Here is a 12,787-nt window from a genome sequence, read left to right as displayed (position 1 = left end):
TCGTCCCTGTTAAGAATGGGTTTGCAGCATACGAATGGGGAAGGTTTTATCTCCCTCATTCTTGCCGACACAATCGGTATGACCAGCCGCGGGCGCTTTGCACTCTATGGTTGGGCCAATAAAGTTTGAGTCATCGGTACACTTCATCTGCTCAGGATTTGTAATATTGAGCGCGCCTTGTTGCACATTGCCTTTAGCCGCACCGGTACAGGTGACGCCATTGGACTGACGGACGCTGACGGTGCCTTCGCCTTGTTTGAAGTTGTATTGCAACTGCAACGGACGGCCGGTGAGTTTGTCCTGGATTCCACCGTTGACTCGCCACTGCCCGTTCAGAAACTGCGCAGGTCCATCAGGTAACGTACCAGGAAGCGTCAGTGGTTGACCCTGCACGGGTTGGACGGGGGGCACGCTATTGGGCGTGACCGCAGGATTTTGCGGCTCAACGTTTTGTGGTTCTGGCATCACGGGTGGTGTAGTTGTCGCGGCGGAATCAGGTGCTGGCAGCTCACGGGAGTCCGTCAGTGCCGGTGCATCTGATGTGGAGGTATCCACAATCGGCGGCTCATCGACACCCCCTGTACCGGTTTGATTCACCTCAGCGGTGCTCGCCACTGCTCCACTGCTGGTCGCATCCGTGCTCCCCGCAACAGGAGAGCCGGAGTTGGCTGAAGGATTGACCGCCACGTTTTGGCTGTTGTCCAGGTTGCCGACCGGTTCGCTAGGGTTATTCTCAGCGGACAATTTCGGCAGTCCCGGCAGGGAAAGCGACGGAACGCAGCCACGCAGTAATCCCAGGATTAGCGCCAGAGCCAGCAGGGCGACCAGCAGCCAGAGTAACCATCGCCAGTTCCATTTCCGCCGTTGGGTGTGTGTCACCGTCTCAACGGTGTGAACAGCCGTTGGAGCCGCTTGCGCCAGTGGCTGGGTGAGGGGGGCGACGGCTTTTGGCTCGGGTACTGAGCTGGGTTGCAGCCAGTGCATCGGGTTGCTCTGCTCACCTGTTGGATGGACAAAACCCCAGAAGGTGATCACCAGTACGCCGTTAACCAGATAAAGAAAATCATCATCGGGGAAGTTAACGACGGATTTTAATAACTGAGCGAATACCCGCCGATCGCCGCCTGCACCGCTGTTCTCAGCGTTCAGCATCTGCTCACTCAACGCCTGAACCGCCATCTGGAATCCGGTGAACTGCTGACGTGCTGAGGCGCGCTCGCTTTCCGTGGCACTGCGCCAGGGAATGACATCGCCTGCAAAGCTGCTGTACCAATCTGTACGATCGCCACCTTGCTCATTTTGCGGGATGGCAAGATGGCGGGCTAAATCGCGCCCGGCATCAAGACGGTAAATAGCTTCACGGAGTTGAAAGGCCATCTTAAACACTGGATAACCCGTCTCCCCCAGCGCCTTAAAAGACGAGTTGTTTCCGGTACGTAACAGTGGTCCCTGAATCGAATTTCGCATTGTCTAAACCTTGTAGGGCTGTTAATTAACGCAAGTCAGATGACGGTGGCTAATTTTTGCTGGCGCCAGGCGTCCATTCAAAATTCCAGCCATAGTGCTTAGCCAGTGACTCCCGGTCCGGGAAGAAGCTGTTAAGCCGCTCAACTTTGAGGTCGCCATCGACGTTTTTTATTCGCGCGATTGCCGCAACTTCATTGCGTTCACCGCTATTGACCAAAGTGGTTGAGATAGGTGGCTGATTCGGCACAGAGAGCGTGATCGTGGCATCCAGTCCCTGCCAGTTATTCGCGCCGCCGTAAATGAAGCTGTAGATCAGTACCTCATCAATCTCCTGCCATTGGCTGCCGTTGATGAACAGCCATTCGCCATCTTTGCTGCCGCCATCGCGCAGATCTTTTTGCAACAGCATGAAGGGGGCTTTTTCATAGTCACCCAGGTATTTACTGAGTGCCTCAACACCGGTGTTTCTGCCATTTTTCAATTTAATGAACGCGGCAATATCCAGATCTACCGGTTGGTGATTCTGACCTTGCTGCCAGGTCAGATTGACTTTGATACGGCCGAAGTCGTTTGTTTTAGCGAGGCTGACGCTGGGATTATCCTGCGTTAACTCGGTCTTATTTGGCGAGGCATCGCCAACTGCCGCAGGTGGCGTGTGCTGTACCGGAAGGGCAGCATCGGTGCGGTGGTGATAACAGAACCACCACCATGCGAGAGCAATCAGCAGCAATAATCCCAGCAGCAACCAGGGCAGGAATCTCCACCGCCTCGCTGGTGGTGGCACCTGAGTCAAGGGAGCCGGTACCGGGATGGCCCAATTGATTAATACCGGCTCGCCACCGACGCGATAACAATCCAGATCCTGTGAATGGGTGAGCAGCGTTTGCAATGCCTGAGCCGGTTGGGTTTCCCCACGCGCGGTAAGCTGGTCAATTAAGCCAGCGACCGTGTCCTGATACTGCTGACGCTTACGCTGAGTTTCGATTTGTTCGGTGTCGCTCAGTGCTGACAGCGGAGTGGCAAGACCTTGTCGCGCTGTCCACCACTCCAGATTCCCTTCGGCGCTTCGACGTGCAGTGGCATAAAGCAGCGCGAGGGAAGGCGGAAGATAACGGTGAATAATCGCAACCGTTTCTTCATAAATGGCGAGGGTGGCATCATCAATTTGCGCTGATCTTGTTAATCGTTGCATAGCCCGGATTCATGTTTGTCGTTATTAGCAGCAGATGCTGATTGGCCAGGTGGCGAGCATTAAATGCCGCCACTCAGGTGACGCATTATTGAAGTGCGTTAGCTTGCTCAAGCTCGGCGACGCGTGCTTTGGCTGCGGCAATTTTCTTTTCAATGACCGCGACTTCATCTGCGCTGTTGGCCTGCTGAGACTGACGTTGCAACGCTTCCAGTTGCTTAATTTCTTGCTGGCGTTGCTGATTATTGGCTTTGCTCGATTTGAGCTTTTTCAGCGTTTGAGCCAGATCAGATCGCGCCGCTTTTAACCTGGATTGTTCATCTGCCAATTTCTGGCTGGAGGCTTGTTCCCTGATTTGGGTATCCGCGAGATTTTGTTGGGCAATTTTATTGTCCCGCTGACTTTGCAGCACATGGCGCTCTTGCTCGTCGACTTTTTGTCTATATCCGCCAGAAGTTGTGCAGCTCAACTTGGTGAGAAAGCTGGGATCCTGAGCATGCAAATCGCAATCCTGAGGAGATGTGGCACATCCGGCGAGTAGCAGGGAAGTGACTAATACATAAATTCTCATAAGGGCGTCCATGAATTGAGCGTGCTGAACGAAATGTGTTCAGCAATAAATCTAAACAGGGCCGATAATAATATCGGCCCGTCATTATCAACCTAATGAAATAGCCTGGCGTTGGCTGTACAAGCCATTCGCTTCAGATTCCAGCGCGGTAATCTGGCCATTGAGTTCGCTATATTCGGTGTTCAGTTGTTTCAGCTTGGCTTTATCTGCCGCTGTGCTGGTGGTTTGTCCCTGCAACGCGACCTTATAAGCAGCACTTTTTTCTTTCATATTCTTAATTTTGTCTTTCATGACGCTGATATTGGCATCAACCTGAGACAGTTCTTTTTTGGCACTGGCTTTATCAAAGCCTGCTTTGTCTTTCTGGATGCTAATTTGGGTCAGGGTCGCGCTGTTTTCACTGATCACCGCTTTCATCGCTGCGGTAGTTTTGGCGATATCTGCGGTATCTTTATTGATGTCTTTATCCATCGCTTGCAGTCGATCGGCGGTGGTGGCGTAATCTTTTTTCAGACTGTCCAGGTAATAGTTGGTCGCTACACCGGCAGCACAACCGGCAGCACCGCCCACGGCGGCACCCACCAACGCATTTTTGCCATTTCCGGCCAGAGCCCCTGCCAGGGCACCAATGCCTGCGCCCGCCAAAGCCCCCATGCCACAGCCCTGGGCTGCTGAACTGCTAAATAATTGGGATTGTTCGCCACTGGTCAGTCGTGGATCGGGTTTGGTGCTGGAGAGCAGGGAGCTTCCGGTATTAGCACAACCACCAAGCAGAAGGGAAAGAGAAACAAGCAGACAGGTAGTGCTACGTTTAAACTTATTCGACATCTTTTTTCCTTAAATGGTCGAATGGATCAGCGCTTAATGAGTGTGCTGTCCATAGACACTTTTGCTGTTAAAATTTTAAATCAGGATTTGACTGTCATCTGTTAAGGCAAATCCGTGGCGATACATCTCACAGGTACAGATAAACCTATTTTCTGGAGTGTTCGCTCTTCTCTGAAACTAGATGAGATACGTCGCATCTATTTCCGGAGAGGTTATCGGCGTGTTTGTTGAGATCTTTAGTATCAGAGAAGAAATAGTCGTGTTGTTTTTTTCACCAAAACACAAGGAGCAGTCCTAACCCAATATCCCAAAAAGAATTGCGTAGCCAGAGGTTGGAAAACCTCTATGCAGATTGGGAATATTCGTCGAAACAGATGCAAAAGCATCTTTAATTTTCATCGTTGCCGATAGGGATTTTTTTTGTATTTAACTTAAAAAGGAAAGTATTTCAAGACACGATCCATGCTTAATTTCCTTCAGAGGTCAGTGAAATCAACCTGATATGATTAGTATTCTATAGGCTGCACGAGTAGGTATGAAACAATATATTTCAATACAACTAAATTATACACTTTCCCACACCTTACACTTTCTTTACGCATTAACATGACATGTGAGGCTGGATTACGCTGTTTTCCAGATGAATATTCTAATGTCAAGGTTGCGCAGGGTTAGCAACGTGCTCAATTGGCATTAATTTTATCGCCAAAGAGGACCACTGGTCCGATGTCAGGCGTACCCGCAACAGTGTGTAAGTCTTTTATAAGCCCCGTTTTTATGTTCTCCTGTTTGTATTCATCGCAATAAGGACATCAGCATGAAAATCTACTGGTCACTCAGAAGCATCCCCGAGCTATCACAACTTTCTTCAAAAGAGTGTGGCAAACGCTGGAACGATATCTATACCTCAACCTTTCGGCATTGGGAAACATGGGTCGGGCTGCTACTCTGTGCACTGTTATCCGGCGCGGGCGCAAAATTATTGGGTTTCCCCGGAGTTATCGTCATGGGAGCGATTGGCGGCTTTGTTTATAGTCAAATTCTCATTCACGTTGCCCGCAAATATTACAGACATCGTTTGCTGGGTGAACCAGGCTGAGACTTTTAGAAAGTGGTCAACATCCGACAGGAACAACAGATAAAATCAGGGAGGTGTTATGAAGCATTATGTGATTGAATTCGTCTTTAGCGCGGTATGTTTTTCCGTGCTGTGGGGCATGGCCATGTGGTTTGCGCAGTGGAAGAAAGCAGGGCTTTCATCCCGAAAAGCGGTCTGCATATCCCTCATTTCAGGCCCGCTTTACGCATCCGGAGTTTTTCTTCTGAGGTATATCAGGCATCTTTTTTGACGTAAATGCAGTATGGCTTCATTGACCTCATCTGACAGGGAAGTAATACCGACGTGTCATACGCGTTGTGTTGGATCGATGAAGCAGTTTGCTGGTTAACATTTATTCAATTTTTTTGAGTTCTTTCAGCAAATCCCTCAGCTTTTACTCACCCGTCGACAGGTCTATTCTCTCTCACATCGAGGCACAACGCCTCACCGATTAAACAAACTTATGAGGGAATGACCATGAAATCTATCAAAACTTTCGTTGCAGTTGCGGCCCTGTCACTGATTTCTTTCGGTAGCTTTGCGCAGAGCATCACTGCTTCCGCTTCTACCCTGGATGGTGCAGAAGCGAAAATCGCTGCACAGGCCGCTCAGCAGGGTGCGCAGTACAAAATCACCGAAGCGAACACCAATAACCGTGTTCACATGACCGCAGAACTGTACAAATAACGGATGGTCGTACAGAGAAGTGCCGGAAGAGGTCGCCAAAAGGCGGCCTTTTTCGCATTTGCTGTACCATAAATTCAGTGAGTCAAGTTTGACCATCGCCAACAAAAACTGGCTCTGGATGTGAGTTGCATCTGCGTGACGGCACGTCATCTTCATCACGGGGCAGCGCTGATACAGAAGTACCTGCGATAGCGCCGGTCAATAATTAACCATCACGCTACAGCCCTGTCGGTTCACGGCGGGGCTGATTTTATCCACAGGGTTCACGGGAGGCTATGCACCCGGAATGTGGACAACCCGACAAAAAGATATAAATGAGCACCTCCCGTATGCCGGACAGTCTCGGTGATGACAGTTAGGCGATTGCAGTTATATATCCGGCCTTGTTGCGGCAGTTAGCACTGTCGCGGGCCCTAATGAATTCCGCTGGCGCACGCCTCATTACCTCTGCGAACCTGGAGTTCGATACTTTTTTCAGGTTTAGCGCGCCACGGTCCGACCTGTCTGTCATTACGTACGACTACCCGCGCAATCGCAGGAGACTTATCAATCAGGGGCTCTAGAACCGCTACACCGTGTCCGGCGGTGTTATGGTATACGGCGTATTGTGAGCCAGAACCGCCCAGATGGTTCTGGCCATTTTGTTGGCCAGCGCGACGGATGCCACGTTCACGGGCCGCCTCTTGAGCAGATCCGTTACCCACGCTCCCGGCTCATTCGCATTCTGAATCACACTGTGCGCGCCGTTGATCAGCAGCTTGCGCAGGTATTTATCACCCCGTTTGCTGATGCCCTTCAGTATAACTTTGCCACCCGTGCCGGTCTGTCGTGGAACCAGCCCTATCCAGGCGGCAAACTCCCGACCGGAACGAAACGCACCGGCGCTTCCCGTGGCGGTCAGGAAACCCACGCCGGGGATGGCGCTGATGGCTTTAACGCCAGCATCGCCTGCTGAGCCTCCGTCTTGACCGCCACCGCTTTACCCGGCTGCTGAGCGGCGCGCCAGATGGCTTCAGCGTCCGCCATATCATTTTTGTTTCGTATGTTGAATGCTTTCACATAGGCACCGGGCATCAACTTGACCTGATGCCCAAGAAGGCTCAGCTGACGGGCCCAGTGGTGCGCGCCGCCGCTGGCCTCCATGCCGACCAGGCAGGGTTCCCGGTTCTGAAAGAAGCTCAGGAAAGAGGCGCGTTTAACCGCCTTATTGACTACTTCCCCGGTTTCAGTATCCACATAGTGAAGCTTAATCACGTTTTTGGCGATGTCAGCGCCTACGACCATGCGGTTCATATCCGGTAACTCTCTGACGAACTGTTAGAGAAATTATGGATGCATAAGGTTGAAAGGATTGCGACACGGTACTTGCTAACAATGCCGTATGTCGATCCACTGGGAAAATGTCAAAACCACTACACAAAGCGCAAGCGTGGTGGTGATACTTACGCGCCCTTACATAATGATTGCAAAGAAAAGAGCCCGGAGGCTTAATCCAAGGAATAGCCATCAATATAGGCATCCTCTGCCATTTGGTTGCTTCTCTGCACCAGCTAAGTGACGCTAAGGCTGACAGCAGCATGACAATCAGGGTTCTGTTCCTCTTCGACTCTGGTTCCGGGCTGACTCGTTATGCGCGCTCAATGTCGGCGAGTTTAAAAGACTTATTGTTGATGGCATCAGTGGGGCCATACAGCCGCATTGCCGGTAGCGGACGCTTTCCGCTGGTCGGTATCCAGTTGTTCTCGAGCCCGACTGGCGCCTGTGGGCCGATGTAAATCGTCACGCTGCCGTCGGCGTTCTTCTTCATCCCGTCCAGATCGTAGGAAGAGAGCGTTGTGCGTTCGAGCGTGTTGTAGATAAAGGACATGGTGTCACGGTTGTACACCGTCAAGGCCCAGAACTGTTTCACCGGCATCTGTGCGGGTACGGTCAGTCGGTACATGACGCCAGCCTGCAGTAACTGGCCCTGACTGTCTGCCATCGCCATCAGATACTGCGTTGCAGGTGAAGGGCTGAGATCTTTCGGCATGTAGGTACACCAGAAATATTCTGCAGCACGATTAATCAGGTCAATTTTGTCATCGTAAACAAACGTGAAGCGCTGGTTTGCATCGGCCAGCAACAGCGAAGCGTAGTGTCTGTCTGGCCAGAAGAGCTTTTCGCGGGGGAAGTTGTCGAACCAGTGCTGCAGATAAAACCATGCGTCAATCGCGGCCTGGCGCATGGCTTTGCGCGTGGTTTCATCGGGGGCAAAGGGTTTACCGCGTTCAATCCCCAGTGACATCAGCATACCCATCATCACCTTGTCTTGCTCCTGTACCGGCTCAACGCTGGCTACGGCATGCATATCCTCAAAATGCCGCTCATCGTAGAACGGCAGTGTGGGATAGACATCATTGCTGGGATCGACGAAGCGCTGGGTGGGGGGATTCGCGGCGTCGCTGAGGTAATACATGCGCAGTTTTTTCGAGTAAAGATAGGCATCCTGCAGTGATTTTCCTGTCGCGGGCACTGACCGGAAGGCGAAAGCAATCCGATAGTTGGGCGAAGCAACGTGCAGATACCCCTGCGGTATCGCCTCATTATAGCTGGGAGGCGTGAGCAGATATTTCCCTCCCTGACCTTTATCCATACCCGCCGGGCCGACGTCTGCGATAGTGAACTGCCAGGCATCGACAATCTGCCCATACAGACTGCCCTCTGCGCCTGCAACGGGTACCTCCAGTACCACAGGCCCGTGTTGCAGGTCGGTAAACGCTGTGATGTAAGGCGTGGTACTGTTGGCCGTGATGGCTTCCAGCCTGGGCGTTGCCGTGTGGGAATAGGCAATGATGTCGTTATCTTTCATGCCCAGGTTATCGAAGGCGGCGCGCCGGAAGCTGTATATCGCCACGGCAGGTATGTTCCAGAGAACGGCTTCAAACGCACGCTGATATTTAATCTGATAGTCAAAATCAACGACCGAGCAGGTGGCGCCTGAGGGCGGGAAACCGCCCTGTGTTTCGCCTTTATCGCCCGCGCCATGGTGCAAGGGGACTTTTTGCAGCACTTCAGGCTGTCTGGCACTGACATGTTTCATCACGGCGAAACCTGCCGCGCTGCCCAGAACCAGCTTGTAAAAACCTCGTCTTGATATGGCCATGATGATTTCCTTGAATGGATTTAAATGTGCGACTCTTTCTGCATGGCAGATGTTTCAACCCAAATCTATATGGACAAATACATTGCTGAAGGACAGGAACCCGTTGAGAACACGGCGTTTTAGCGCGTGATTTCAGTGTAGTTGGCATGGCTGGGAGCAAGAGGAAAATTTCACAGGGTACTTTCAGTTTAACTAAGTCACAGCCCCCAAACTTGTGATATATGAAGGGGTTTCATGATCAACAATACGATTTTTCCAGAGGGAGGATTTCATCAGTACATAATATTTTTGCTCAAACGTCCACTGAAGATATCCAGAGAGCCTCTCCTGAATTAAAAGGTTGGAATTTAATGTAACGCATCATTGAAAAATCAATGGGAAACAAGACAGAACTGCCCACCAGGGATGTGGCACTTTTCTGAAAATTGGTTTTTAAGCCTGGCGCAAATCTAAGTACATGCTGGATCTTATGCTTTTAATTAAAATCAACATAACCAACTGTTATATAATTATTTTTTTGTTTTAATGGGCTGTGATCGGAACCATGATTAATCAGTAATTCTTTTGTTGTTTCTGAAAGTTTTGATAACTCACTCTCAAAATGATTAAGCCAAACTGGCAACTGTAATACTTCTTTCTACAGTTAATTCGAAATGTAAGGTTTAAGCCATTTCACCATTTATATCCTGCCGGCACACGGGATTAACCGGCGGGCCTCTTTGCTGTATTCGGTAACGAAATTCATTGCTCAAGAGGAAACAAATGAAACTTCGCCCCCTGGCCTTAAACCTTGCTTTAGGCGGTATGCTGTCGACCTTCATTACCACCCCTGTGTTCTCCGCCGATGCCCCGCCACAGTCGCCGCTTATGGCACAAATCAATAACGGAAACTGGCTCCCGCAAAATGATGCACAGTCACTGAGTGATGAGCTTTACTATCAGGATGCAATTCATGCATACATCACTACGCTGCCGCTACTGAATACCATTGGTCTGCGGGATGGCTCTGAGGCGGCATTCGGAAAAGGCTATAACATTCTTCCGATCTGGAAGCAGCGTATGGACAGCCGCGCTGTGGTGCCTACGCCTAACGGCGATGTGATCTATTCAATGAGCTATCTGGACCTGAAAGAAACAGGACCGCTTGTGGTCAAAGCACCGCATGACGTCATCGGCATGTTCACCGACTTCTTCCAGCATACCATCACCGATGTGGGCGCAGTCGGTCCCGACCGCGCGCGCGGTGGGCTCTATCTTCTGCTCCCACCGGACTATGAGGGGCCCGTGCCACAGGGCTATTTCGCCTTTAAATCTCCGACCTATAACGTCTTTCTGTTTTTCCGCACCGTTATGGCCAAAGGTGAGGGGAAACCCGATCCGGCCCCGGCGGTAAAAAATGCGGAGACGACCAGGGTGTATCCGCTCTGGGACGTGGAGAAAGATGTGAAGCCGATGCAGTTCCCGGACGCCAGTGGCAAGCGGGTTAACATGATGTATCCGGTAGACGCCTCTTACTGGACAAAGCTCAAAGCATTTGTGGATTACGAGCCGTTGACCGCCATCCCGGATGCCACCCGGAGCGCCCTGCTCAGCATTGGTATGGTCAAAGGAAAGCCCTTTAATCCGTCACCTAAACAGACCGAGCTGCTGAATAAGGCCGTGGAAATGGCCCCGAAGATGATCTTCGCCCGCCGTCAGTTGGGTCGAGAAGACCAGCGTCAGCTGTATTACAAAGACCGCCACTGGGAAAACTCGTGGGCTGGCGCGACGGCAGAATGGATGCAGTTTGGCACGCTGGATGAAAATCAGCGCGCGGCCTTCTTCCAGATTGCCTATTCCAGTGCGGCGGCCATGGTGATGCACACCACCGGTGCCGGTTCAAAATATCCTTTCACTACGCATGATAAGGAGGGGAACTTCCTTGAAGGGGGTAATACCTACAAGCTCCATCTGCCACCAAACCCGCCCGCCGCGCTGTTCTGGGCAGTCACTGCCTACAACGTAACGGACGGCACCATGCCGGAAACCGACCAACTGCTGCCCTCAACCAATGGCTATTACGATCTGCCGAAGAATCAGGACGGCTCGATTGATATCTGGTTTGGGCCGGCAAAACCTGACGGGGTGGCAGACAACGCGTTTATCAAAACCATCAAGGGACGTAACTTCCTGGTTGCGTTGCGCCTGTACGGTACCGAAGACGGCTTCTACGACCAGACCTGGGTGCCGGACGATCTGATCAAAACCAGTCATTAATGCCAGTGAGAATGTGGGCCGGGTGGCTGTCACGAGTGCCAGTCACCGCTTATTGTTTGAGAGGGACACGAATATGCGTAAAACAACGATCGCACTTGCGATAACCCTGCTGACCACCAGTCATTTCAACCTTGCACAGACCGAGCCGGTAACAATACCCCATCCGGAAAAGTTCGAACAACTCAGCCAGCCATCACCTGACGTCACCATGCCGGAATTCTATGTCAAGGCGATAGCCCAGCAGGCCTATATATGGGGTTATCCCATGGTCAATCAGTTTAATCGTCGTATGACCATTACCAAAGCCCCTTACCCTGCGCTGAATGGCGGCATGGTACCGGTGGCGCCGATGGGCCAGCTCAGTATGCTGACGGATTACATTAAACCTGAAGAGACGTTCGTGACCTGCCCCAATCAGGATGTGGCTTACGGGCTGGGCTTCTACGCGCTGGAAAACGGTCCGATTGTTATTCAGGTGCCCGATTTTGGCGACCGCTTCTGGGTCTATGCCATCTACGATGCCCGCACCGATCAGATAGGTAACGTTGGCAAACCTTACGGCACAAAAGCGGGTTTTTATCTGCTGGTCGGTCCGGACTGGAAGGGTAAAACCCCCAAAGGCATTTCCGGCGTGATCCACTCGCCCACCGAGATGGCCAATATGATACCGCGTATCCAGATGGACGATACTCCGGAAGACAGGGCTGCGATTCAGGCATCTATTCGTCAGGTGATGTCGTATCCGCTGAGCGAGTTTGACGGCAAGATGAAGTCCTTTGAGTATTCTAAAATTCCCGCCATCGGAGACAAGCCGGATCCCAGTACCGGGGAGGTCCACTGGGTCATACCTGACAAATTCTTTGATCAGCTGGAAAACGTGCTGAACAAGGTTCCGCCGCTGCCGGGAGAAGAGGCGATGTACGCACAGTTCCGCCACCTTGTCGCGGCCGGCAATAAAGATCCTCAGGTACGTAAATGGATGGACGAGGCCGCAGAGCAGACCGACAAAACCGTGATTGCCGACTTCTTTAAGTGGAAGAACAACGGGGTGCCTGCGGGCAACGGGTGGAACCGCTCGAAAAATAACGCAGATTTTGGTGTCGACTATTACAACCGCACTGGCACCTCTAAATCCAACATGTTCGATAACAAGCCGGATGAGACCCAGTATTTCTATACCGACAATGATGCAACCCATACCCAGCTTGACGGCAAAAACAGTTATACCGTTACCTTTGCCAAAGGTCAGATCCCACCGGTAAAAGGCTTCTGGTCGCTGACGCTTTATAACGATCGTCATCTGTTCAGCCCGAATGAGCTTAACCGCTACTCACTGGGCACCAAAAACAAGTCGCTGAAATATAATCCGGACGGCTCGCTGACTTTGTACGTCAGCCGTACCTCTCCAGGGGATGATAAAAAGAACAACTGGCTGCCGGCACCAGAGGGAACTTTCTCCCTGTACATTCGTGCTTACTGGGGTGAGAAAGCCATTTTAGACGGCACCTGGCAGCCGCCACGCATTGAGAAAACACAGTAAATTCGTCA

Annotated in this window: 10 protein-coding genes and 1 pseudogene; 5 read left to right on the top strand and 6 right to left on the bottom strand. The window is 51.5% G+C overall.

Features of this window, described 5'->3' with window-relative positions; genetic code table 11:
- Positions 1-9: 9 nt before the first annotated feature.
- The 4 genes from CTZ24_RS24150 to CTZ24_RS24135 all read right to left on the bottom strand — a co-directional run bounded on the left by CTZ24_RS24150 (position 10) and on the right by CTZ24_RS24135 (position 4,055).
- Positions 10-1,467, bottom strand: a complete 1,458-nt coding sequence (locus CTZ24_RS24150) for an SrfA family protein (protein ID WP_208726988.1) — start codon at positions 1,465-1,467, stop codon at positions 10-12.
- A gap of 49 nt (positions 1,468-1,516) precedes the next feature.
- A complete protein-coding gene (locus CTZ24_RS24145) occupies positions 1,517-2,659 on the bottom strand; it encodes a tellurite resistance domain protein (RefSeq protein ID WP_208726987.1) in 1,143 nt (380 codons plus the stop codon).
- Between the two features lie 85 nt (positions 2,660-2,744).
- Entirely contained in the window at positions 2,745-3,227 is a 483-nt protein-coding gene (locus CTZ24_RS24140; protein WP_036626139.1) for a hypothetical protein, read from the bottom strand.
- Between the two features lie 87 nt (positions 3,228-3,314).
- Complete coding sequence (locus tag CTZ24_RS24135) at positions 3,315-4,055, bottom strand: YMGG-like glycine zipper-containing protein (RefSeq protein ID WP_208726986.1); 741 nt, start codon at positions 4,053-4,055, stop codon at positions 3,315-3,317.
- An 817-nt stretch (positions 4,056-4,872) separates the two neighbouring features.
- Between CTZ24_RS24135 and CTZ24_RS24130 the strand changes: the two genes are divergently transcribed.
- The 3 genes from CTZ24_RS24130 (at position 4,873) to CTZ24_RS24120 (ending at position 5,841) form a co-directional block, all read left to right on the top strand.
- Complete coding sequence (locus tag CTZ24_RS24130; protein ID WP_071783572.1) at positions 4,873-5,154, top strand: hypothetical protein; 282 nt, start codon at positions 4,873-4,875, stop codon at positions 5,152-5,154.
- Between the two features lie 58 nt (positions 5,155-5,212).
- Positions 5,213-5,404 (top strand): DUF6404 family protein, encoded by a 192-nt coding sequence (locus CTZ24_RS24125; RefSeq protein WP_208726985.1) that lies wholly within the window; start codon positions 5,213-5,215, stop codon positions 5,402-5,404.
- 227 nt (positions 5,405-5,631) lie between these two features.
- Positions 5,632-5,841: a YdgH/BhsA/McbA-like domain containing protein gene (locus tag CTZ24_RS24120; RefSeq protein WP_013512655.1), complete on the top strand. Its 210-nt coding sequence runs from the start codon at positions 5,632-5,634 to the stop codon at positions 5,839-5,841.
- A 568-nt stretch (positions 5,842-6,409) separates the two neighbouring features.
- On the opposite strand, the pseudogene CTZ24_RS24115 reads toward CTZ24_RS24120, so the two are convergent.
- Together CTZ24_RS24115 and CTZ24_RS24110 are read right to left on the bottom strand one after the other, a co-directional pair.
- Positions 6,410-7,134, bottom strand: a pseudogene (locus tag CTZ24_RS24115) (IS110 family transposase).
- Positions 7,135-7,468: 334 nt separating this feature from the next.
- Positions 7,469-8,983, bottom strand: a complete 1,515-nt coding sequence (locus CTZ24_RS24110; protein WP_208726984.1) for a DUF1254 domain-containing protein — start codon at positions 8,981-8,983, stop codon at positions 7,469-7,471.
- A gap of 804 nt (positions 8,984-9,787) precedes the next feature.
- Here CTZ24_RS24110 and CTZ24_RS24105 point away from each other — a divergent pair.
- Together CTZ24_RS24105 and CTZ24_RS24100 are read left to right on the top strand one after the other, a co-directional pair.
- A complete protein-coding gene (locus CTZ24_RS24105) occupies positions 9,788-11,239 on the top strand; it encodes a DUF1254 domain-containing protein (RefSeq protein WP_437180294.1) in 1,452 nt (483 codons plus the stop codon).
- 73 nt (positions 11,240-11,312) lie between these two features.
- Complete coding sequence (locus CTZ24_RS24100; RefSeq protein ID WP_208726982.1) at positions 11,313-12,779, top strand: DUF1254 domain-containing protein; 1,467 nt, start codon at positions 11,313-11,315, stop codon at positions 12,777-12,779.
- Positions 12,780-12,787 lie beyond the last annotated feature (8 nt).

Source organism: Pantoea phytobeneficialis (genome assembly GCF_009728735.1).
In the GTDB taxonomy this organism is placed as follows: Bacteria; Pseudomonadota; Gammaproteobacteria; order Enterobacterales; family Enterobacteriaceae; genus Pantoea; species Pantoea phytobeneficialis.
The sequence above is the reverse complement of the archived record's forward strand: the minus strand, read 5'-3'. Positions and strand labels throughout refer to the sequence as shown.

Coding starts and splice junctions, on each gene's coding strand:
- CTZ24_RS24135 (WP_208726986.1), bottom strand. CDS start 4,055: ATGTCGAATAAGTTTAAACGTAGCACTACCTGTCTGCTTGTTTCTCTT.
- CTZ24_RS24130 (WP_071783572.1), top strand. CDS start 4,873: ATGAAAATCTACTGGTCACTCAGAAGCATCCCCGAGCTATCACAACTT.
- CTZ24_RS24110 (WP_208726984.1), bottom strand. CDS start 8,983: ATGGCCATATCAAGACGAGGTTTTTACAAGCTGGTTCTGGGCAGCGCG.
- CTZ24_RS24145 (WP_208726987.1), bottom strand. CDS start 2,659: ATGCAACGATTAACAAGATCAGCGCAAATTGATGATGCCACCCTCGCC.
- CTZ24_RS24120 (WP_013512655.1), top strand. CDS start 5,632: ATGAAATCTATCAAAACTTTCGTTGCAGTTGCGGCCCTGTCACTGATT.
- CTZ24_RS24100 (WP_208726982.1), top strand. CDS start 11,313: ATGCGTAAAACAACGATCGCACTTGCGATAACCCTGCTGACCACCAGT.
- CTZ24_RS24105 (WP_437180294.1), top strand. CDS start 9,788: ATGCTGTCGACCTTCATTACCACCCCTGTGTTCTCCGCCGATGCCCCG.
- CTZ24_RS24150 (WP_208726988.1), bottom strand. CDS start 1,467: ATGCGAAATTCGATTCAGGGACCACTGTTACGTACCGGAAACAACTCG.
- CTZ24_RS24125 (WP_208726985.1), top strand. CDS start 5,213: ATGAAGCATTATGTGATTGAATTCGTCTTTAGCGCGGTATGTTTTTCC.
- CTZ24_RS24140 (WP_036626139.1), bottom strand. CDS start 3,227: ATGAGAATTTATGTATTAGTCACTTCCCTGCTACTCGCCGGATGTGCC.